Consider the following 23,498-nt stretch of genomic DNA (forward strand, 5'->3'; position numbering starts at 1 on the left):
GGAATGATGCGAAAGCATCACGTTCCGTTCTGAACGAGAGGTAGGGGTAGAAATGCCCCTATCGACTCTAACAAAGCTGGGAAAATTGGGCAGCAATTGATGGCGATTGTCTGCACAACTTCGGGAGCACAAGGTAAAACTTATTTAGCGGGAAGTTCATATAATTACTATATTCCTAATGAGGCTGAATTAAAGAATCGCTTAGAAAATCTTTGTGCTGAAACAGGGTTAACTATTCCTAATGAACCTTTACCTGATTATGGGGTTCTCGGTTTCCGAGTACAACCCTATGGCTTATTGAAATGGTCAGATTTATTTACCTCCCGTCAATTGCTGTCGCTGATGACGTTTGTTAAGTGGGTGAGATTGGCGCATCAGGATATGGTGTCTCAGGGGTATGAGGAGGAGTTTGGGAAAGCGATATGCACTTATTTGGGTATAATGTGCGATAGAATTGCTGACCGCAACAGTACAATTAGTCGCTGGCAAAGTATAGGAGAGAAAATTGGTAATACTTTTTCTATGCAGGCACTACCAATGGTTTGGGATTTTTCAGAAATTAATCCCTTGGGAAATGCTTCAGGAAATGCCGAAAGTGCACTTAACTGGATTTTGCAATTTATTAGACAAGAAGCTGATAATAACAAACCCGCCCAACTGCAACGCACATCAGCAACATCAATGCCGATAGCATCAGAAACCTTAGATGCAGTTATCACCGACCCTCCTTATTTTGATTCCGTTCCCTACGCTGATTTATCAGACTTCTTTTATGTATGGCTAAAACGCAGTATCGGACATCTTTATTCCGAACATTTTTCTAGCCAACTCACCCCCAAGAAAAATGAAGCCATCATGGAACCTTCACGACATGGGGGAGACAAAAAAAAAGCTGCTAAAGCTTATGAAGACATGATGCACAAAGCATTCTGTGAAGCCAGCAGAGTCCTAAAACCCAATGGCATGATGGTTGTAGTTTATGCCCACAAAACTACAGCCGGTTGGTCAACATTAATTGACTCTCTTAGACGAGCAGGCTTTACCATAACCGAAGCATGGCCTTTAGATACAGAGAGAGGTGGAAGGCTACGCGATCAAAATTCAGCCGCCCTCGCTTCTAGTATCTTTTTAGTTGCCAGAAAACGGGAAAAACCCCACCCTAACCTTCCCCTTACTAAGGTGAGGGAACAAGAATTATCTAACTTCCCCCCTTACCAAAGGGGAACTGAAGGGGGTACAGGCGACTACGCCACAGAAGTCCGCCCATTGCTATCAGAAATCGTGCGCGACAGAGTAAAAACCCTGATGTCAGAAGGAGTTACCGGCGCAGACTTAGTAATAGCTTGCATCGGTGCCGGACTCCGCGCCTACACCCAATTTGACCGCGTAGAACTCCCCAACGGAGACGAATTAGATGCCAGTTCTTTCCTAGATGAAGTACAAAAAGAAGTAGCTGAAACCATCTTGGGCACAGTCTTAGGATGCGACCAAAAAGGAGTCTCAGCCGTCGATAAACCCACCCAATATTACATTCTGGGACGCTACGAATACGGCGAAGCCATTGTCGAATTTGACGAAGCCAACACCCTAGCGCGAGGTATAGGTGTCGAATTAGACGGCGCTAGCGGTTTAACTGACGGCAAACTTGCCCTAGTCAAAAAAACCAAAAATCAAATCCAACTAAAAGACTATCAAGAACGCGGCGCATTAGAAGACTTAGGCATTCAAAAAACCGAAAAAGAGCAAACCTTCAACGTCAAACCCCAAGCCATAGGCAACGCCCCTAGCTTAATTGACATCCTGCACCGCTTGCTGTGGCTATCAGAAAATAGACCACAAGGCATCTATGAATTTTTGAGTTTAGCACAGCCAGACACCACCCAATTGCAGTTAGTAGCCCAAGCCTTAGCGGGTCGTGCTTTAACACCAGAGGCAGGAGGAATCGAAGGCCACACTACGAACCGTACCAAGGAACAGCAAACAATAGACACCTTACTAGCATCTTGGAAGCGACTTATAGAAGAAAACTTATTTACTAAAGGGAGTTAAGTTTCAACCATGTCTTACAGTGAATTTAGTTTAGATAAAGCCGTCAAAACCTTTAAGTTAATAACCTCAGAACGAGTTAACTTATTCGCCGAAACCGCTGAGAGAGAATGCAGCAACATTTTAACCCAAACCCTGCAATATAACGTACCTTTAGCCCTAGCAATGAATACAGAAAAAGCCCGTTCTGAATTAATTATTGCTCCAATTTTACTAGAATTGAGGAGACAACTGCAAGATAAAATTAGTTTATTCTCAGGAACCGAGTTTAATATTGCCCCCGAATTAGGTTTAAATGGAATTTGCGATTTTCTGATTAGCAAAGACCCCGAATTACTGTTTATTCGTTCGCCCGTCGTAGCCCTAGTAGAAGCCAAGAAAGAAAATATTAATAGCGGTTTGGGGCAGTGTGTAGCCGAAATGGTAGCAGCAAAACTATTTAATGAACAAGAAGGCAATAATATCGGCACTATTTATGGGGTTGTCACTTCGGGCAATATTTGGAAATTTCTTAAGTTAGAAGCACAAGTTATCAGTATTGATGCGGTCGAATATTATCTGCAAAACCTTCCTAAAATTCTCGGTATTTTAGTAAGTTTTCTTCCCGATTAAAGCTCAAGAAACCTGGTTTTTCACTTTAATTGAGGGTTTTTGGCTAGTATTTGGGTAAAAAAACCCGGTTTCTGGCTACCATAATGACAATGCCACCTCGCGATGACAACATCTCCCTTTCTGCCAATAATAAAATAATACAAACTCTTACCAAAAATTATGAACACCGCCTACCAAATCAAACCTTGGACACAAGTTGTTACTCCCCACGCCGATATTTTAGAAGGAAAACTAGATAACGCCACCTACGCGGCCAGCTTAAGTTCAGTTGTCCGCAATTCCCCAAACTGCCCCAAAGTTTACCGCGATGCCCGTGATTTTTTTAATGCTACTTATCTGACAGCAGAATTGAGAAAACTATTAGAAAGTGTTGTCAAAGGATTGTGTGGAGAAGCCGGCGACAGAGTTTTACAATTGCGTACACCCTTCGGCGGCGGTAAAACCCACGCTTTACTGTGTTTATATCACCTTGTCCAACACCGAAGCCAACTGCAAGGAATTCCACAATTAGACACATTACCCAACCCAGGCGAAGTTAATGTGATTACCTTAATTGGTTTAGATATTGATATCACCGGCATTCCTATTGAAAACGGCCCAACTGTTCTCACACCTTGGGGCTATTTAGCGTGGAAAATTGGCGGTTATGAGGCTTATGCCCTGGTGGAAACAGAAGATAAACAACGCATTGCCCCTGGTAATGACAAGCTGCGTCAAATCTTTGCTGACAAAACAGTTTTGCTGCTAATGGATGAGGTGATTATCTATGTCGAAGGCGCAATGGCTTTAACGGTAGGGGAATCAAATTTTGGTCGGCAAATCCTCACTTTTATTCAGAAGCTTACTGAAGTTGTCCGCGAATTGCCCCGCGCAGTTTTAGTTTATTCTTTACAAGCTAGCGTGCAAGAAGCTTTCGGGAATGAAGGGGTATTAAACACTTTAGATAAATTAGTCAGTCGCATTGATGCGAAAAAAGAACCTGTGACTGGCGATGAAGTAATGCGCGTCATTCAACGCCGCTTATTTGCTGATGTGGGCGACCCAGCTATCATCAAAGAAGTGGCGCGACAACAAGCTGAATTATACCGCAAATTCCGGGAAAGTTACGCAGAAACTAATCGGGAAAAACAGCAAATACAGCAACAAGTAGAAATACTAGCAGAACGTATTGAAATTAGCTATCCTTTCCACCCGGATTTACTTGATTTAATGTATCATCGCTGGGGAAGTTTACCGAGTTACCAGCGCACGCGGGGCGCACTACAATTTCTGGCTTCTACTGTTTACGGTTTGCGAGAGGCAAATGATACTTCTTGGCTAATTACTCCGGCTAATATTCCGTTCCATAATGAAGCCACCCGCAGCGCTTTCTTTACCCAAGTCGGAGAAAGAGAAGCTTACAGTTCTGTCTTGAATGCTGACTTAATTGGTCGTAAAGCTAAGGTCAAAATAGTAGATAATCGCATTGGTCAAGATTCCCCGGCTTTGGCACTGTTAAAAGTAGGAAGTCGCCTCACTTCTGCTATTTTAATGTATTCTTTTGGTGCCAGAGGTGGAGAAGACCGAGGCATTTTGGAGCAAGATGTTATCGCGGCTTGTCTCGCCCCTGGATTGGAGCGCACAACAATCACGGCGACGCTAAGTGATTTGCGAGAACAGTTGCTTTATTTGCACTATGTCGGTAAACGCTATCGCTTTGAAACTAAAGCTAATTTGAATAAGTTAGTGGCGGATGAGGAAAGCAATATTAGTGGGGAAGAAGTGTTAGAACGCATCCGTACAGATTTGAGCAAGGCTTTACAAAATCCTCGCGGCAAAGTCGTGTTGTGGCCGAAAGATTCTGCGGCAATTCCTGATAATGTTTCTCAGTTTAGTGTTGTCTATCTTGACCCAAGCTGGGCGGAAAAAAGCCAGGAATTAATATTAGCTGATGCCTTGACATGGCTGGAAAATCGTGGTAATGATAAACGGGATTACAAAAATGCTTTGGCGTTTGTAATTCCGAAGGTGGTGCAGATGGAGAAGGCGCGAAAGGGGGCGCGGACAGCGTTGGCGATTTCTTCTCTGCTAGAACAGAAGAAAAAATACAAGTTCACTGCGGGAGATACGGAGGAATTGACTAGCAAAGGTCAGGAATCTGCGAATGAAATCAGCGCGGCAATTCGCCGTCTCTATGAAGATATTCTGCTACCGGTGCCTGACACAACTAGCAATGCTCCTCTGCGTTTGGAAATGATTGATTTGCAGTCTCAGCTTAATACGAGTCAAAACCTGCAAGACCGGGTATTGGATGCTCTGAAAAATTATGTTTTTGATTCAATAACGCCTACTAAGTTAGTGCGGCTTTCGGGTTTGGAAAATTCGGAAACTGAATTTATCAAGGGTGAGGAATTGGTGGGTTACTTTTTCCGATTCCCCAATTTTCCGAAGTTGTTGGGTGTTGATCCGATTAAGAAAGCTATTCTGGAGGCGATCGCAAATGGCGTTTTGGGTTATGTCCCGCGCTTGACTATCAATGCCGATCGCCCTCCGAATGTAGAAAATCCTGCCCTCATCAGCTTTGCTAAGGCAATTCCGGCCGATGAGTTAGATTTGTCGGGCTATTTGTTGTCTCCTAGCTTGGTAATGAAGCTGCGGGCGATCGTACCAGCAGACGAAAATCAGCAAATTCTGGTTTCTGACTCGGAAAATGATAGCAATACCAGCAGTGGCGATGTTTGGGGTGAAGTCAGCCGCACAACCAAAGCGGCAGGGGAAGGCAAAAAAACCGTTGAATATAAGTCGGAAACAAGCAGCATCATGCGTTCTGTTTTGGTTGACATAGTAGACGGCAAACAAAAAGCCCACCACTACACTTTGAGCGCGATTACTAACAAATCCCAAATTTTTGAGTTGTTTCAAATACTGCCAACACTATCTGACAAAGCAGATAATATGTCAATTACAATTGAAATTAAGGCACACGCAGTTAAGGGATTTGACCAGAATTGGCTCAGGAATGCGATCGAAGAACCTCTCGACGAAATGGACATTAAGGCATCTACACGGTTGGAGTAACAGCTTTAGGGTGTAAGCTGTTGGGCAAATAAACATTACATATTCGGGCGCTGATGGGAGCAACGCCCCACTCATTCTTTGATTGATTTTTGACACAAAATGTTTATTGGCCGCAACAGCTTATAGCGTTAATCCAAGTTGAGTTCCTATTCTCAGTCGTTGGGTGGGGGCGGGTTTATTATATTGTTGGTTTCTGACATAAATGGTTGGTGAACCCGCCCCTACGGTAATTTGGGGAAACACGCTTATTTCCGTGTTACCAAAACCCATTTGACACACAATGTTTATTGGCCGCAACAGCTTATAGGGTTAATCCAAGTATATTGCAATACGCTTGGGCCCGTGGAAAATTGTAGGGAAAATGTTGGGCGGAGTGAAACGGAGGGTTCGTTCCTATTCTCAGTCGTTGGGTGGGGGCGGGTTTATTATATTGTTGGTTTCTGACATAAATGGTTGGCGAACCCGCCCCTACAATCATTTTTCAGGTGCAATTTCTTGATCTACTTGTTCAAAATTCACTTTATTATAGATATCTGCCACAGCAATTTCAAAGGATACTGAAGCAAGCGCGATCGTCTCATCCGATTCATTGTACTCAGCAAACGACCATCGCTTATCATCCGTCTTAGAAAAATGTTCGATATATCTCCGATTTTGGTCGATCAATAAGTATTCTTCAAGAGTGGGAATTGTGCGGTATCCCTCAAACTTTTTGCTGCGATCGTATCCTTTAGTTGAAGCTGACAAAACCTCAATAATTACCCTGGAATTGGTAATCGTATCGGTGCGGTTATTATAATACTCCGGCTTCCCACATACTACCATCACATCGGGATAGGTATAGATGCGCTTCTTGGGTATCCACAAGCGGACATCGCTCATGAAAACATCATAATCCTCAGTCCTGAAAGCAAAATTTAACGCGGCATAGAAATTGCCAGCAATCCGATTATGATTGGTAGAGCCACCGGCCATAGGAAATATTTCACCATCAATGTATTCGCTTTTGTAGTCAGCAGCTTCTTCTAGTGCTAGATATTCCTCGATCGAGTAGTATCGTTGTTCAGTAAGTTGCATAGTTCTATTAGAGAGCATTTAACTGAGGCTTTTGTTTAGTGTAACATTTTTGGGTAAGCTTTTTAAGGTTGAGTTTGTGTAGGGGGTTTTTGAGGGAGCATCTCAGTTTTGTAAAAAGCATTTTTTTTATTGTAGTGCGAGCGTCCCCGCTCGCGTATTGTACAATACGCGAGCGGGGACCCTCGCACTGTAAATGCAAAACTGAGATGCTCCCGTTTTTGAGATTGTTGGTTTCTCACATGAATTGTTGGTAAACTCGTCCGCACCCAGCCGATCGCCTAGATTTATCTGATATGCGATTGCATCCCAAAAATGTAGATTCGGATTTGTCGTTGGGTGGGGGCGGGTTTTCGAGATTTTTGGTCTGAGGCGATTATGGTTGGTGAACCCGCCCCTACGGTAATTTGGGGAAACACGCTTATTTTCTTGTTACCACAACCCAATCGTCCGCTGTTTTTACAATCTCAGCATTCTGCAAACCTAAATGTTTTAAAACTGGTTTTTCTAACAGAAAATAAGGTTGAGGAAGAGTTTGCCATTTCTTTTTGAGCGTCGGCGCGTCGGCGACAATAACTTGGCGTTGACTGTAAAAATTCAGCGATGGACGGCCCAAGCGGTGAGAAGTAAACACTTGTTGACCGGCCGGAGTTCCTGTGCGGACAATTTCGGCGATCGGCTTAACAGGATAATCCTCGGCCAGTTCCCAAACCCAGTTATCAGAAGCCATCAATACCAAAAGCGTCAGGTAAGTTCCCCAAATTAAAACTAATATAAACTGCCGGTCTTTGCGGTGCAGCAACACGGCCGCCATTGTCATTGTCAAAGCTACAAACATCAACATTAACTGCAAATCTCGCTCTGGAGGCGCAATTTGTCCCCCGATCCGTACCCAGCCACTGAAGTACACGCAACCGACGACAGCAACTATAGCCAGCATTGCCAAAATCGCGGGATGAGGCAACAAAGAAATAGCATCAAAACGTTCTTCTGCTTCCTCTTTGATCGGCTCTGGCGGCAGCCACAGTTGCTCCCAAACTTCAGCGAGATAACTGCCAACGGCAAGAGCAAAAGCTGGATAAATTGGCAAAACATACCACGGCAATTTAGTAGTCATCACAGAAATAGCCAGCAGATATACTCCAGTCCAAACCAATACTAATTTTGGCCCGGCAAAACTGCGATTTTCCCAACTCAGACGCAGCCCTTGTAGCCAAAATAACTGCCAGGGCCAAGCTAATTTTAAAATTTCTAACAGATAATACCAAGGCGGGCCTCTGTGACTGCTCACAGGTTCCGAAATTCGCCGGAAAGATTCGTTAATTAAATTAGTGTGGATGAAATATTGGCCGTAGTGCAGCCATTGGGCAAAATACCAAGCAGCTACTGGCAATGTTCCGATCGCCAATCCGCCCCAAAGATACCCAGAAGTGAGGAGTCGCGGGGTATCCCAAACCAAAAAAATACAGCCGATAGCAGCCAGCAGTAGCCCCAACATCACGCCCTTAGTCAGGCAAATGAGTCCGAACCCAATCCCCGCCCCCAAAGCGTAGCGCAAGTCGCGGCGCGATCGTAGCAAACACCACATCGCCCCCAGCAAAAAACACAAAACCGCCCCATCCAACATCGCCAAACGTCCATGCCGCACCACCGGTAACAGCGTCAGATAAACGAGGGCAGAAAAAATGGCGATCGAACGCGGAGGAAACAACTCCCTGCCAATGGCGTAAAGCAAGGGCACTGAAGTGGCTGTCAGCATCGCTGGTACCAACCTCGCCGTCAATTCGCTGACACCGCCTGCTGCAAAACACAGCCCGATTAGCCAGTGTACCAGCGGCGGTTTGTTCAAATAAGGCATAGAGTCGATCGTCGGATACAGCCAATTTAAGTTGCCGCGCCAAATTTCGCGGCTTACCTGCGCTGCAATGCCTTCATCCCAATCCCGCAAAGCCACGCCGCCCAGATTCAGCCCGAAAATCAGCACTGCAGCCAACAGAAAAGCCAGCATCCACACTTTGTCTGTAAAGCTGTCATTCCAGCGATTTTTCGGTTTGCGGCCCAGGAAGGGAAAGATTTCTGACATAAGTTAAGAGAGTTTTGAGCGTCCCAAACTGAGGGTAAACTTAGACAGCAGTTATTTGCGACTAGGAAAATACCATGAACTTGCCTGTAATTATAGATATTATCATTGGCTTAGTATTTATCTACCTGACTTTAAGCTTGCTAGCTTCGGAAATTCAGGAACTGATTGCTACTGTGTGGCAGTGGCGGGCGGAACATTTAAAGAAGTCGATCGAAGTGCTGATTTCTGGTGGCAGCGAAGGCGCGAAAGATCCCCTGCAATTTAAGAGAGTCGGACAGTTAGCCCATTCGATTTACGCCAATCCGATTATCAAAGATTTGAATCAGGGAGCGAAAGGGCTTTTATCAGAGGGATTCCGCTCTGTTACGCACCGCATGGGGGATTTTTACCACGGAGTTACGGGTACTAAAAATGTTTTCGGCAATAAATCCAGTGGGCCTTCTTATATTCCAGCCGAGTGTTTTTCGGCTAGCCTTTTGGAGACTTTAAAGGTTTCTAGTTTGCTCAGCTCTATCTCTAAAACCCGATTGGAAAGATTTAAAGATTTACAATTAGCACAAATTCAACAGATTGGAGAAAATCTGAGTTTGCCGGATGCTACTAAACCGATTATTGAGCAAGAATTTAGGTGGCTGACTGCGGAGTTCAATCGAGTTGTTGAAGATTATCAACACAATTTAGCCAGTTTGAACAACAGCTTAGATCGGATGTCGGAAAAGCTAGGATTTTATATTAAGGATTCTCAGGTTTATCTACCAGAAACCGAGCTAGCAGGGAGAGAATTTCAGAGGCAGATGGCATTTGTCAAGGCTCGTTTTGACAGCAAAATTGAGCGGGTGGCGCTGCTAGGGCAACTGCAACCGAGTTTCAGCAATCTGTTAAATACTGTTAAAAAAAGTCAAGAGTCGGCAGCAGAAATGATGGAGATACAAGAGGAGAGTCCGATGTATCAACAAATTCAAGAAACCTTGGACCGTATGCCAGAATCTTTGAAACGCAGCCTTTATATTTTAGGGCAGCGCGCTGAAAAAGGCGGCGGAGATACTCAAGAGCAGTTGCAGCGGTTTCAGAAAGAAATTGAAATTTGGTTTGACCAATCGATGGAGCGTGCTTCTGGCGTTTACAAGCGGAATGCTAGAGGGGTGGCGATTTTGCTCGGAACTGCGATCGCTGTTGCTGCTAATGCTGATACCATTCATATTATTAATCGGTTGTCGAAGGATTCGATGTTGCGATCGACTGTTAATTTGTACGCTGAGCAGGTTGTGGTCAACAATGCTAAGACTAAATCAAATAATTTAACCAGTCTGAAAAAAGTTCAAGAAGATGTCGATCGAGCTTTGGATAATAATGTACCTCTGCCTTTGGGATGGAGCGAACAGAATAGGTTAAAACGAGATAAGCAGGGGAATTTATTGTGGCCGGCTGTGATGGAAAAATTGTTTGGTTGGATATTGAGCGGCGTAGCTATTTCTATGGGGGCTGGTTTTTGGTTTGAGGCCCTCAACAAGATTATTAATATTCGCAATGCAGGGAAAAAACCGCCATCTTCCACAGAATCTTGAGCGGTGCAGTTGCGAGGCCAATCTACTAAGTGTCATACCCTTTTAGATTTTAGATTTTAGATGGGGGAATGACTCGATACTATCGAGGTTTGAAGCATCGGCTTACAGTTGGATTCTTTTTTGAAAGTGGGATCACGGATAGGATACCGGATCGATCGGTAATTGCGCGTTTGCCGGAAGTAAGGGAAAACACGCAGAATATAAATTCCGTGCGATCGCGGATGGCAGTGCAGCAGAAATAGGGCAAACTGATAGATAGGTGAAATAAGAATGAGCGAAATAAATAAGGTCGCTGGCAGTTTCAGAAGCTCTGACTCCAAGGCTGTATCTACCGCTAAACACACTTTTGGAGGACGGAATATGTTGACTTCTTTAAGGGAAACGACTCCCGCCTTGGAATACGCAAATTCCCCATCCAAAAGCTTTGTATTCAAGGACTCCAGCATCAGTCAAGGTGGATATTTTGTTTCCAGAATTTTGGCTGGGGAATCTGACTGCATCGAGAAAATTACCTCGGCACTTCAAAAATCGGCCTCTATCCTTAGAGAGATTGACAAAGTTCGCACAACTTCTGAGGGCAGCTCGAACCAACTGCAATTAGGCTTTGTTATCCTCAGTTCAGATTACCTCGAACCATACAAAAGTCAATTGCCAAAATCGCATAGTTATCTGACTCAAAACAGCGGACTTGGTTCGTGTTATGCCGATCGAGATAGTGATACACTCAGCAACGGCGGTGGGCGCGATCGACTGTTTGCTAATTAAGGAGAGTGATTTAATGCAGGGTATGGAACGTACCGAGGGCGACTGAACCCGAATACAATTGTAATTAGGGAGGCAGGCGCGATCGCAATCAACGATTTCGATCTGACTAAATCAGCAATCATATCAACTCCCGCTGAATAATTTGAATCACGTTTGTAGTGAGGATGGCAGTCCTCACATTGTCGGTAGCACCCCATAAGTCAATTGAGTTCCAGCGATGGGTTCCACTTAATATTAGACCGTTTTGACTGTTAGTAAATGCGACCAAACGTCCTGGTAATCAGTATTTGGGTGTACCGCCAACCTAACAGCTTCAAAGCATAGAGAATTCTTCAAAATCTACATAATTCAGTTTTCCCTTGGATGAAATACAGCTAGGGAAACTCTAGTGCATTGTGCCTATACGTAAAATCTCACACTCAAATAAAAACTACTAAATATAAGAGGAGTTATTCGGGGGTGAATTACCTCCACTATTTCCGCATCCCTCAACTCAGCCTACTATTAGCAAAATAAGGTCAAAAAAAATTGGATAATAGAACCTAGATTTATTTCAAGATTCCCGATTAATATTGCGCTCTATTCCCATAGATAGAGGCTAAAATTTCCATTTTACTCAAGAGGCAAAAGGCAAATGCCGAGCCAAATAAATCACTAAAAATATTTTTAAAATGACACCATTTCCAAATTGGGTGTTAAGATATAATGAAATAAGCCTGATGAAATAACTCCGGGGTGTATCTACTAATAATGCCCTTAATGGAGTCTCCAATATGAGTTCTACATTCGCTCAAGTTAACTCACAATCTTCTTTTGAAAAACGGCCACTGCGCTCCTTAGTCTTCATTGACTCCGGCGTGAAAGATTACGAGTCAATTGCAGCGGGAGTGCTGCCGGGACAGCAGGTAGTAATACTCGATAGCACCAAAAACGGCATCGAACAAATCACCTCCGAGATGGAAAAATACGCCTCTACTAACGGGGCGATAGACTCGGTTCACATTATTTCTCACGGCAGTTCAGGCAGCCTACAATTAGGCAATACCTCTCTGGGTTCAGATAACATAGAGCAATACAAAAGCCAGTTGGAAAAGTGGCAAACTTCACTAGCCCCACAAGCTGAATTTATGCTGTACGGCTGCGATGTAGCAAGCGGTACAGGTGCTAATTTCGTTGATCGATTCAGTCAATTAACCGGGGCTGACGTTGCGGCATCCACCAACACAACTGGCCATAGCGGCGACTGGAAATTAGAATTTGCTAAGGGTCAAATTGAAACTCCCTTAGCCTTGCAGCCAGAGGCGATGGCAAGTTACCAAGGGGATTTAGCTACGATCGTAGTAGCCAACAATAGCGATAGCGGGCCGGGTTCATTAAGGGCTGCGATCGCCACGGCTGTTGCCGGCGATACAATTACCTTCGCTCCAGGTTTAGCGAGCCAAACCATTACCCTCACCAGCGGTCAACTCGATATTCCCGCTGGCAAAAACATCACGATTGACGGCGCCGCAGCAGCGGGTTTAACTATCAGTGGTAACAACGCATCCCGCGCCTTTTTTGTCAACGCTAACGTTGCCACTGCTACCAATTTTGTGGTCAAAAACCTGATTATTACTAACGGTAAAACTACCGATCGAGGTGGCGCGATCGGCACAACCGACGAAGTAAACCTCACAGTAGAAAACGTTCAGTTCAACAACAACGTCGCCGATAAAGGTGGTGGCGCAATTTTTGGGAATTTCAACAATACCCTGACTGTTACCAACAGTAAATTCAACGGCAACGTCGCCACCGCAGCTAACGATGAACGCGGTGCAGGTGCGATCGGCTTTTTGAGTTTCAAAACTTTTACAGTCACCAACAGCGACTTCACCAACAACAAAGGAATTAACGGCGGGGCAATTAACAGCCTTCAAGGTAAGCTGACAATTGACAACTCCCGATTCATCGGCAACGACACCACAGCAGCCACTTTCGCCACAGGGCAGCCCAATTCTTTCTTAAGGGGTTTCGGCGGCGCACTTTATACCGATCGAGCCAGCAATCCGAGCGAAGCTTCCGGCACAATTAAGATTACCAATAGCGTATTTCAAGACAATAAAGGTCGAGGTGAAGGAGGCGCAGCTTATCTGTTCACCGGCAGCCAAGACAAGGTTATTTTGGAAAAGAGCACCTTCCAAAATAACGAAATTCTGGCGCTACCCAACGGTGGAAATGGTGGAAACGGTGGTGGGGTAACGATTTTGAGCGACAGCACCAACCAGGGATTGACCATTACCAACACCACCTTTGCGGGCAACAAAGCCAATAATCAAGGTGGCGGCCTGTGGATGCGAAATGCCCCTACTACGATTACTAACAGTACGTTTTCTGGCAACTCCACGGCGTTTGCTGCTGGTGATTTCAACAAACTCGGCGGTGCAATGACTCTTGGTGCACCCACAACCATTCTCAACACGACGATCGCCGATAATTCTGCAGGCTGGGTTGGTGGAGGTATCTTCGCCGCTGCCAATAATGTCACCCTCAAAAACACGATTCTTTCCAACAATACAGCGGCTAACGGAGGAAACCCTTGGGGCATTCAGCAACACGTCACCGCCCAATATAGCGATCAAGGAGGGAATTTTCAGTGGCCGGCCAAAAACCCCAATGACGGAAGCGATGTCAATGCGACGGCAAGTGTGACGATCGCAGACCCCTTACTTGGCCCTTTGCAAAACCTCAACGGCGCTTTAGTCAGGCCGCTGCTGACAGGAAGTCCGGCAATTGATAAAGGGATTGCCACCGGCGCACCCACTACGGATCAGCGCGGCGTGACTCGCCCTCAAGATGGCGACAGCATTCCAGGCGCGATCGTGGACAGCGGCTCTTTTGAATTGGGAGGTAGTGTCGTCCCCGTGCCAACTCCGACTCCGGCGCCAACTCCGACGCCCGCGCCGACTCCCACTCCGACACCGACTCCGGCGCCAACTCCGACGCCCGCGCCGACTCCAACTCCGACACCGACTCCGGCGCCAACTCCGACGCCCGCGCCGACTCCCACTCCGACACCGACGCCGGCGCCAACTCCGACGCCCGCGCCGACTCCCACTCCGACACCGACGCCGGCGCCAACTCCGACGCCCGCGCCAATTCCGACTGAGACTCCGACACCGACGCCCGCGCCAACACCAACTCCAACACCAACACCCGCGCCGACACCGACGCCCGCGCCAACTCCGACGCCCGCGCCGACACCTGCGCCGACACCAACACCCGCGCCAACTCCGACGCCCGCGCCGACTCCCACTCCGACACCAACACCCGCGCCGACACCAACACCCGCGCCAACTCCGACTCCGGCCTCGGATGGTTCCCAGCTCGATGACCTCAACGCCCCGCAACTCGACTCTGCCACCATCACCCCCAACCCCGTCCAACAAACTCTCAACGGCGGTAACGATGCCGATTTCATCATGGGCGGCGGCATCAACGAGTCGATTAACGGACTTGTCGGCAACGATATTCTTTACGGTATGGGCGGCAATGACAACATTGACGGCGGCGCAGATAACGACTCAATCTTCGGCAATGGAGGCAGCGATTTCATCTCTGGCGACGCTGGCAACGATACCATCTACGCTGGCAAAGATAATGACACTGTTGTTGGTGGTGAGGGCGACGACTTGTTGAGGGGAGATCTCGGCAATGATACAGTTGCCGGCGGGCTGGGCAACGACAGCATTTTTGGCGGCAAAGATGACGATATCTTACTCGGTGAAGATGGCTCCGACTACATTTTAGGCAACTTAGGAAATGACACAATTAATGCTGGAAACGGCAACGATATTGCCTTTGGCAATGAAGGTGCAGACCTGATTTTTGGCTTAGTGGAAAATGACACGCTTTACGGCGGCAAAGAAAACGACAGTCTCGATGGCGGTGAGGGCAACGACTTGTTGTTCGGCGGCAATGAAAACGATGTGCTCTTCGGCGACACCAATAACGATACCCTGTACGGAGGCAAAGCTAATGATATCCTCAGCGGCGGTGCTGGTTCCGATTTCCTCAGCGGCGATGTTGGGGACGATACTTTGACGGGAGGTTCGGGAAATGATGTGTTTTTCCTCAATCAAAGTTTGGGTAGCGACATCATTAATGATTTCCGCAAGGGAGAGGATTTAATTGGGTTGAATCCTGGTTTGAGTTTCAATCAACTCAGTATTACTTCCAGCAACAATCAAACTTTGATTACTGTGACGGACACCAATCAATTGTTGGCGAAGCTTAACGGTATTACCCCCGGTATTCTCACCGCTAGCGATTTCACTCAGGTAACAATCTAACTGCCGGGGGTAGGGTGCGCCATAAGCCGCCCGCCCGGTTAGAAGTGGTGAAGAAAGCTCTCAAACTCCTGAAATTTGGTGGATGACGTTAGCGCAGCCCCCCCCTACGGGGGCTACGCCAACGAATAGGAGCGATCGATCTGATTCTTTTCAACAGCGATCGGTAATAAATCTTGTTTATTGCCGATCGCCCACACCTAGAATGAGGCACATCCGTCTATTGCACTCCTGAGCTGGCTAGCCAGCTCAGGAGTCTCCGAATAAAGCAAGCTTTCTCAACACTAAATTGCAGATTTTGGGGAACTTTTTGCCAGCTATAAAAAAAGTTAAATTCATCAATTTTTTAGGGGAAATTTTCCTGGTTTTCCCTAATGTGAATGTATCAGGTAATAGCTAGATAGATTCTCAGGAATTAGGAACCCCAAAAAATCTTTTATGAATTTTACCTGACCCAGGCTTTCAAAGGCTTTGATCCACTACTTATCTCGCTAAGGGTGTGAATGGCAAATCTACAGAGAGAGGTTCCCCGTGCCGGACTATTTACATTACATTTTCTGCTGTTAATTGCTAAAAAAATCGCAAGTTTCACACAGCTTAAGCTGATTTGGGAGACAAGTCTCGGATTTCACTTAGGGATAAAATTCAACTTTTACCTAAATTTTAATCTCCCATATCTCTCACCGAGATTTTAATTCTGCCTACTGCCTTCTGCATCTCTAGCCTTCTGCTTTCAAGGTGAATCTACCAGCAAATAGTAAACATTCTCATGGGTATGCGAAATGAGTTCAACTTTTGCCACCAATATGGATTCACAATCTTTTCTCCACAATGCTGGTTCTAAATCTCTTGTCTTCATTGATTCCGACTTAGATGACTATCAAACTCTTGCCGATGGCGTGCTTCCCGGTGCAGAGATTATCATTTTAGATAAAAATGGTAACGGAGTCGAGCAAATTACTGCGAAACTGCAAACAATTTCTGCTGCGGGGGAAACTGTAGACCAAGTTCACGTTTTTTCTCACGGCAATTCTGGCAGCCTGCAGCTAGGTTCTGCAACGCTGACTTCGGATAATTTATCACAATATGAAAGCCAGTTGCAAGGGTGGCGAAATGCGCTAAGCGACCAAGCAGATATTGTGCTTTACGGTTGCGATGTTGCGGCGGGTTCGGGAAGCGATTTTGTCGATCGCCTGGGCGAGTTAACCGGGGCTGATATTGCGGCATCTAGCGATCGCACTGGCCGCGGTGGTAACTGGAATTTGGAGTTTGCCAAGGGTGATATTGAAGCACCGCTAGCCTTGACTCCAGAAGCAATGGCGGAGTATCAAGGGACTTTAGCAACTATTACCGTTACCAACAATAATGATAGCGGGCCGGGTTCCTTGAGAAATGCGATCGCCTCTGCAGCAGCCGGCGATACCATTCAATTTGCCTCCACACTTGCCAGCCAAACAATTACCCTCACTTCTGGTCAACTTGTCATCAACAAAAACTTGACAATTGATGCAGTTGGTGCAGCCAATTTAACCATCAGTGGCAACAATACTTCGCGGGTTATCCTCACAGAAGGTTTAACAAATGTTACTCTAAAAAACCTGATTGTTGCCAACGGCAAAGTTTCTGGAACCGATCCGAATAATGAGACAACTAGCAGCGGAGGTGGCATTAAAACTGGAGGTAGCAGCACTTTAACTTTAGAAAATTGCCAAGTCAATAATAATGTTGCCGGTTTCGGTGGCGGCATTTACACGGGTTTCCGCAGCACGACGACTGTCATTAACAGCAAGTTTAGCGGCAATGATGGTTCACTAGCTAACAATACCGAACGGGGGGGCGGCGCGATCGCCACTAAAAGCGGCGGTGTTCTGACTATCAGAGATAGCGAATTTACCAACAACAAAGGCAGCTACGGCGGTGCTGTTAATAACCTGTTGGGCAGCATGACGATCGAAAACTCTAAATTCACCGGCAACGTGACAGATAAAGGCGTTGGCGGGGCAGTTTACGTCGATGGCGCTAATGCTTCGGGGCCGAATGCAACCCCCGGCCCCGTTGCCGGAATTATTGCTATTCGCAACAGCGTTTTTGATGGCAATATCGGAGCGAGAGAAGGAGGCGCAGCCTTTTTGTTTGGTTATTTGCAAGATAAAGTGGTTTTGGAAAATAGCACTTTTATTAACAATAAAGCTGTTAAGGATCTAGCAGGAGTTGGAGGTTCGGGAGGCGCAATTCGTCACGGCAATGTGGATCTTACTGTAACAAACTCCACTTTTGCTAATAACCAAGCTGAAGATAATGGGGGCGGTTTGTGGGCAGGAGGGAATGGAAATATCAGCATTGTTAACAGTACATTTTCCGGCAACAGCGCTGCTAAGCAGGGCGGAGGAATGCTTGTCGCTAACAGAGATTCCTTTTCGACTAACATCGTAAATTCGACTTTTGCTCAAAATACCGCTGAATTTTCGGGAGGTATTGCTACTTTTAACGATCCTGTGAAATCGCCAATTACTGTCAAGAATTCGATTTTTGATAGGAATACGGCAAGTAATCCTTTTAAAACGAGGCAGCACACTGGACGGCAGCTAATCGATGGGGGAAACAATATTCAATTTCCCGCTAAACTGACCGTGGGAGATCCTAATGATAGTAATGTTACGGCAAATGTGACGATCGCAGACCCTTTACTCGGCCCTTTGGCAAATATTAACGGCGCTTTAGTGCGGCCGCTGCTAACAGGAAGTCCGGCAATTGATACGGGTACTGGTGCGGGCGCGCCGGCTGCTGATCAGCGCGGTGTGAGTCGCCCTCAAGATGGTGATAATAACGGAAGTGCGATCGTTGATATTGGCGCTTATGAATTTAACCCTACAGTCACGCCGACTCCAACTCCGACTCCCACTCCCACTGAGACTCCGACTCCCACACCGACTCCCACACCGACTCCCACACCGACTCCCACACCGACTCCCACTCCCACTCCCACACCGACTCCCACACCGACTCCCACTCCCACTCCCACTCCCACTCCCACACCGACTCCCGAACCGACTCCCACACCGGAACCGACTCCGACTCCCACACCGGAACCGACTCCGACTCCCACACCCGAACCCACTCCCACACCAACTCCCCCACCAACTCCGACGCCGACGCCAACTCCGGCGGCAGATGATTGCCTACTCGATAGCCTCAACGCCCCGCAACTAGATCCTGCCACCATTACCCCCAACCCCGTCCAACAAACTATCAACGGCGGCGACACTACCGACTTCATCATGGGCGGTGTCATCAACGAGTCAATTAACGGACAAGCCGGCAACGATATTCTTTACGGCATGGCCGGCAATGACAACATTGACGGCGGCGCAGATAACGACTCAATTTTTGGCAATGAAGGCAGCGATTTCATCTCTGGCAGCGCTGGCAACGATACCATCTACGCTGGCAAAGATAATGACACTGTTGTTGGTGGTGAGGGCGACGACTTTTTGAGGGGAGATATCGGCAATGATACAGTTGCCGGCGGCGTTGGTAACGACAGCATTTTTGGCGGTAAAGATGACGATATCTTGCTGGGTGAAGATGGGGACGACGACATTTTAGGCAACTTAGGAAATGACACAATTAATGCTGGAAACGGCAACGATATTGCCTTTGGCAATGAAGGTGCAGACCTGATTTTTGGCTTATTGGAAAATGACACGCTTTACGGCGGCAAAGAAAACGACAGTCTCGATGGCGGTGAGGGCAACGACTTGCTGTTGGGTGGCAATGAAAACGATGTGCTCTGTGGCGACATCGGTAACGATACCCTGTACGGCGGCAAAGGTAATGATATTCTCAGCGGTGGCAGCGGTGCCGATTTCCTTTCCGGGGATGTTGGGGACGATACTTTGACTGGAGGTTCGGGAAATGATGTGTTTTTCCTCAATCAAAGTTCGGGTAGCGACATCATTAATGATTTCCGCAGGGGAGAGGATTTAATTGGGTTGAATCCTGATTTGAGTTTTAATCAACTCAGTATTACTTCCAGCAACAATCAAACTTTGATTACTGTGACGGACACCAATCAATTGTTGGCGAAGCTTAACAATATTACCCCCGGTATTCTCACCGCTAGCGATTTCATTACTCTGTAGTTATTATACTAAATCCGGTTTGTCTCTACCCTCGATCATTCTGCGTATCCTTCGGCGGTTGAAACCAGGGCAACCACGGGGGGATTGCCCCTACAAAAACGAAGTCCGCCTCTGCAGACTGAGAGATAAAGGGAGTAGTTAAGCCGGATTTAGTATTATAGTATATTTCACTAAAAAGTAGCCAAGCATGATAAATATCCTCTAATCTTATGATGCTCTAGCCCACACCTATTAATCTATTATTCCTAATAAAGCGGACTTGAGATTATTCCGTTTTAATACGATCGCACAAATGTCTATCCTCCTCCTTCACATCGGCATTCGTCCGCAAATAATCCCGCACCCAGTCGCATCCATACTGGAGAAAATCGAGCTGGAAAATTCGCTCTAAATTCCACACAATTGCTGTGGTATCCTGACTTGCTGAGGCGATGAACTTCCCATCAGGGCTAAATGTCACTCCGAACACCCCATCCCCGTGTCCTTTTAAGGTTTGAAGCTCTTTACCATCGTAGCTCCAAAGTTTAACAGTGCCGTCAAAACTTGCTGAAGCGAGAGTCTTACCATCCGGGCTAAATGCCACTGAGAACACCGCATTTTTGTGTCCCTTTAAGGCTCTGATTTCTGTACCGTCGCGTCGCCAAAGCCTCACCATTCTATCCATACCTGCTGAAGCGAGAGTCTTTCCATCAGGGCTAAATGCCACTCCAGGTACCTGGCCGCGATGGCTTGTTAAAGTATGTAGAAGCTTGTAGTTGGGCTTTCCAGAGGCGATCGCATTATCCCACTGCCAAAGTTTGATAGTGCCGTCCACACTACCAGAGGCAATGAGCTTGCCATCGGGACTAAAGGCCACTCCGTTAATGTAATCGGTATGTCCTTTGAGAGTTGCCAATTGGGTGCCGTCAATCCTCCAAACTTTAACCGTTTTGTCCTCACCCACCGAGGCGAGTGACTGTCCATCTGGATGGAAATCAACCGCGAAAACTCTACCTTGATGTCCAGTAAAAGTCTTGATTAAGGTTCCATCTAGTCGCCACAATCGAACAGTGCTGTCATAACCCCCTGTAGCAATAGTGTCTCCGTTTGGGCTGAAATCTACTCCGAAAACTTTATCAGCTTGTTTGGGGAAAGTACGAATTAAACTACCATCAAGCCGCCAAAGTTTAACAGTATTATCACGACTGGCGGTGGCAATTGTCTTACCATCAGGGCTAAATTTTATGGTGTAAATTGATGCTTGATGTCCGTTAAGAGTCTTGAGCAAACTGTCATCAAGCTTCCAGAGTGCGATCGGGCCATCCCAACTGGATGAGGCAAAGATTTGCCCGTCAGGACTCCACGCCAATCCAGAGACGACATCCTTCGCGACTAGCAGGGTTTTTACCAGAGTCCCGTCAAGCTGCCACAGTTTGACTGTTCTGTCTAGACTTGCCGAGGCAAGCAAAGCACCTTGAGGGTTAAAAGCGATTTTGGTCACGGCATCGCTGTGTCCAGTTAGGGTTTTTACCAGAGTGCCGTCAAGCTTCCAAAGTTTGACTGTTTTATCGGCACTCGCCGAGGCAATGAGATATTCTGAAGGGCTAAAGGCAACATTCATAACTCTATCCGTATGTCCGGTGAGGGTTCGGATCAGTTTACCGTCTGCATTCCAGAGTTTAACTGTTTTATCTTTAGACGCAGATGCAATAGTTTGACTGTCCGGGCTAAAGGCAACGCTGTTAACTTCATCTGTATGTCCGGTGAGAGTTCTGTGCAGTTTGCCGTCTGTACTCCAGAGTTTAATGGTTTTATCTTTAGAAGCGGAAGCAATAGTTTGATTGTTAGGAGCGATCGCAACTTGTGAAATATTATTGGTATGTCCTTTTAAGGTCTGCCATAAGGTATAATTCGGCTTGACCTTGGTTGATTTTGTACTGTTTTTACGCCAAAGTTTAACTGTTTTATCCGCCGAACCCGAAGCAATTAAATCCCCTCTGGGGTTAAATACGACTCCCCAAACTGCATTGTTGTGCCCTTGAAGCGTTCCTAGTCTTGTACCGTCTTTTTCCCAAAGATCGATCGTTTTATCGGCAGAAGCTGAGGCTATGAGTTCCCCATCAGGGCTGAAGGTTACATCGTTCACCACATTGTCATGCCCCGATAAATGATTATAGTCAACTGCTCCATAAACAGCTTGATGGAGAGCTTCTTTAACTGAGCGTTCGCTCTCTGGTTCTACACCACCTAATTTTTGCAGTTGTCGCTTTCCTCTGATTGCCTCTATGAATGCGTCTAATTTTTGATTTGAGGCGAATAAGGCTTCGGAAGATTTGGCGATCGCTTTGATCTCACTGACAGCAGTTTGCCGATACTGAAAATACACCGCTACCCCCAATCCACAGGCGATAATTAATGCTATAGTTACTACCAATAGCAAAATTTTTTGCCGCTTAGAACTTTTTTTCTCTACAGCTAGTCTTTTTTGTTCTTCTGTTAGTCGGGCTTGAATTTCTTTAGCCCGTTCTGCTTCCAATCCTACCTGCATTTCTCTTCGGTCTAATTCTTCAGAAGCGCCTAAAAACTGATAATCTAAGTCACTCAAACTTTTACCCTGGGCCCAAGCTTGAGCATTTTTCAATGCCTGTCCGCGCAACAGTCGGGATTTATCTGTCTGCTTGGAAGTTATCCAAGCATCAAAGGCTTGAGAGTATGGACGCAAGGAAGCGAGATTTTTTTCTACCCATTTTGTGTTAAATACTTCTTGATAAATCTGGTTTCTTACCTGTAAAAAACCCTGGTATTTTACTACCAAACCAGACAGCAATAGTTCTACTTGTTCTCGCGAGTCATCGGTGGGTACTTCCACTCCTTGTAAGATTTTTTGATAGATGCCTAGTAGTCTGCCAGCACGTTGCTCATTTCTCAGGATGCGATCGCGGATCGTCTTTAAATGCTCTGGTTCATCTTGAGATTCCCAATTCTGGATGATGTGCGATCGCACGACCGATTCCACAAAAAATCCTTCAGTTCCCGGTGGAATTATCAGCACGTCACTGTGAGATTCTCGCGTCGCTCTTACTATCAATTGACACAGCTTTTGGCTCAGAAATGGTTGCCCAGAAGTCCAAGCTAATATTGATTTGATAATTGCCTCGGCATTACTAACTACACTCTCTAACCCTTGAGTTAGAGGAGAGGCTTCTTCCCAGGAAAAACCGTGCAAATCTACTGCTTTTCCGATATTAAAAGGTGTCCGATTTTTATCGGCGATTAAATCGCTGGGTGCAGCTACTCCGAAAATCGCGAAGGTAATTCGGTTGTATGCGGGATTAATGGCTCGTTGGTTGTAGCAATAACGAATCAAGGCAAAAAAGTCATCGACGGCAAAATCTAAGCTTAAAATACTATCAATCTCATCGACAAATATAAAAATTCGCTCATTCGGAAATTTTACTAATAATATCTCTTCAATAAATTGACTCAATCTTTGCAGGAGAGAAACTTCTTCTTGTTCTTGCCACCAGGTTTTTAAATTAACTTTTCCTACAAGATGGAAACTGCGCCACAAATCCCCAACGATTCCTTTATACCACTGTAAAGGAGTAATGTTTTCGCTACCGATGCGGGTCATGTCGATCGCGCTGCATTGAAATCCTTCTGCTTGCAGTCGGTGCAGGGTGCGAACGAGAAGGGAAGATTTGCCCATCTGTCGGGAGTTGAGGACGTAGCAAAACTCGCCGAGTTTTAAGGCTTGATAAAGTTCGATATCTGCTTGTCGTTCGACGTATGTAGGCGCATCAGTTGTGAGACTGCCACCAATTTGGTAAGAATAATCTTTCATAATTGA

At 46.2% G+C, this 23,498-nt stretch carries 11 protein-coding genes; 8 read left to right on the forward strand and 3 right to left on the reverse strand.

The genetic code is table 11. From position 1 onward, the window contains the following. Window positions 1-99: 99 nt before the first annotated feature. The 3 genes from QUB04_RS26385 to QUB04_RS26395 all read left to right on the forward strand — a co-directional run bounded on the left by QUB04_RS26385 (window position 100) and on the right by QUB04_RS26395 (window position 5,715). Complete coding sequence (locus QUB04_RS26385; protein ID WP_333288985.1) at window positions 100-2,049, forward strand: hypothetical protein; 1,950 nt, start codon at window positions 100-102, stop codon at window positions 2,047-2,049. A 9-nt stretch (window positions 2,050-2,058) separates the two neighbouring features. Beyond that, window positions 2,059-2,658 carry a hypothetical protein gene (locus QUB04_RS26390; protein ID WP_333288987.1) on the forward strand — a complete coding sequence of 200 codons (600 nt, stop codon included), beginning with the start codon at window positions 2,059-2,061 and terminating at the stop codon, window positions 2,656-2,658. Between the two features lie 159 nt (window positions 2,659-2,817). Further along, window positions 2,818-5,715 carry a DUF499 domain-containing protein gene (locus QUB04_RS26395; RefSeq protein ID WP_333288989.1) on the forward strand — a complete coding sequence of 966 codons (2,898 nt, stop codon included), beginning with the start codon at window positions 2,818-2,820 and terminating at the stop codon, window positions 5,713-5,715. 474 nt (window positions 5,716-6,189) lie between these two features. On the opposite strand, the gene QUB04_RS26400 is transcribed toward QUB04_RS26395, so the two are convergent. Both QUB04_RS26400 and QUB04_RS26405 read right to left on the reverse strand, forming a co-directional pair. Continuing rightward, window positions 6,190-6,792, reverse strand: coding sequence for a Uma2 family endonuclease (locus tag QUB04_RS26400; protein WP_333288991.1), 603 nt, complete (start codon window positions 6,790-6,792; stop codon window positions 6,190-6,192). Between the two features lie 418 nt (window positions 6,793-7,210). Continuing rightward, window positions 7,211-8,872 carry a glycosyltransferase family 39 protein gene (locus tag QUB04_RS26405; RefSeq protein WP_333288993.1) on the reverse strand — a complete coding sequence of 554 codons (1,662 nt, stop codon included), beginning with the start codon at window positions 8,870-8,872 and terminating at the stop codon, window positions 7,211-7,213. A 74-nt stretch (window positions 8,873-8,946) separates the two neighbouring features. On the opposite strand from QUB04_RS26405, the gene QUB04_RS26410 reads away from it, so the two are divergent. The 5 genes from QUB04_RS26410 to QUB04_RS26430 all read left to right on the forward strand — a co-directional run bounded on the left by QUB04_RS26410 (window position 8,947) and on the right by QUB04_RS26430 (window position 19,669). Then, complete coding sequence (locus QUB04_RS26410; RefSeq protein WP_333288995.1) at window positions 8,947-10,437, forward strand: hypothetical protein; 1,491 nt, start codon at window positions 8,947-8,949, stop codon at window positions 10,435-10,437. A gap of 68 nt (window positions 10,438-10,505) precedes the next feature. Further along, window positions 10,506-10,679 carry a hypothetical protein gene (locus QUB04_RS26415; RefSeq protein WP_333288997.1) on the forward strand — a complete coding sequence of 58 codons (174 nt, stop codon included), beginning with the start codon at window positions 10,506-10,508 and terminating at the stop codon, window positions 10,677-10,679. Between the two features lie 118 nt (window positions 10,680-10,797). Continuing rightward, window positions 10,798-11,202, forward strand: a complete 405-nt coding sequence (locus tag QUB04_RS26420; protein WP_333288999.1) for a DUF4347 domain-containing protein — start codon at window positions 10,798-10,800, stop codon at window positions 11,200-11,202. A gap of 773 nt (window positions 11,203-11,975) precedes the next feature. Continuing rightward, window positions 11,976-15,530, forward strand: coding sequence for a DUF4347 domain-containing protein (locus tag QUB04_RS26425; protein WP_333289001.1), 3,555 nt, complete (start codon window positions 11,976-11,978; stop codon window positions 15,528-15,530). 779 nt (window positions 15,531-16,309) lie between these two features. Beyond that, on the forward strand, window positions 16,310-19,669 hold the full coding sequence (locus QUB04_RS26430) for a DUF4347 domain-containing protein (RefSeq protein ID WP_333289003.1): 3,360 nt from the start codon (window positions 16,310-16,312) through the stop codon (window positions 19,667-19,669). Window positions 19,670-19,934: 265 nt separating this feature from the next. Here the strand turns inward: QUB04_RS26430 and QUB04_RS26435 are convergent, their stop codons facing one another. Further along, window positions 19,935-23,492: a WD40 domain-containing protein gene (locus QUB04_RS26435; RefSeq protein WP_333289005.1), complete on the reverse strand. Its 3,558-nt coding sequence runs from the start codon at window positions 23,490-23,492 to the stop codon at window positions 19,935-19,937. Window positions 23,493-23,498: the final 6 nt, after the last annotated feature.

This window comes from Microcoleus sp. D2_18a_B4 (genome assembly GCF_036702475.1).
Taxonomy (GTDB): domain Bacteria; phylum Cyanobacteriota; class Cyanobacteriia; order Cyanobacteriales; family Microcoleaceae; genus Microcoleus.

Coding starts and splice junctions, on each gene's coding strand:
- QUB04_RS26405 (WP_333288993.1), bottom strand. CDS start 8,872: ATGTCAGAAATCTTTCCCTTCCTGGGCCGCAAACCGAAAAATCGCTGG.
- QUB04_RS26425 (WP_333289001.1), top strand. CDS start 11,976: ATGAGTTCTACATTCGCTCAAGTTAACTCACAATCTTCTTTTGAAAAA.
- QUB04_RS26390 (WP_333288987.1), top strand. CDS start 2,059: ATGTCTTACAGTGAATTTAGTTTAGATAAAGCCGTCAAAACCTTTAAG.
- QUB04_RS26415 (WP_333288997.1), top strand. CDS start 10,506: ATGACTCGATACTATCGAGGTTTGAAGCATCGGCTTACAGTTGGATTC.
- QUB04_RS26400 (WP_333288991.1), bottom strand. CDS start 6,792: ATGCAACTTACTGAACAACGATACTACTCGATCGAGGAATATCTAGCA.
- QUB04_RS26395 (WP_333288989.1), top strand. CDS start 2,818: ATGAACACCGCCTACCAAATCAAACCTTGGACACAAGTTGTTACTCCC.
- QUB04_RS26385 (WP_333288985.1), top strand. CDS start 100: ATGGCGATTGTCTGCACAACTTCGGGAGCACAAGGTAAAACTTATTTA.
- QUB04_RS26410 (WP_333288995.1), top strand. CDS start 8,947: ATGAACTTGCCTGTAATTATAGATATTATCATTGGCTTAGTATTTATC.
- QUB04_RS26420 (WP_333288999.1), top strand. CDS start 10,798: ATGTTGACTTCTTTAAGGGAAACGACTCCCGCCTTGGAATACGCAAAT.
- QUB04_RS26430 (WP_333289003.1), top strand. CDS start 16,310: ATGAGTTCAACTTTTGCCACCAATATGGATTCACAATCTTTTCTCCAC.
- QUB04_RS26435 (WP_333289005.1), bottom strand. CDS start 23,492: ATGAAAGATTATTCTTACCAAATTGGTGGCAGTCTCACAACTGATGCG.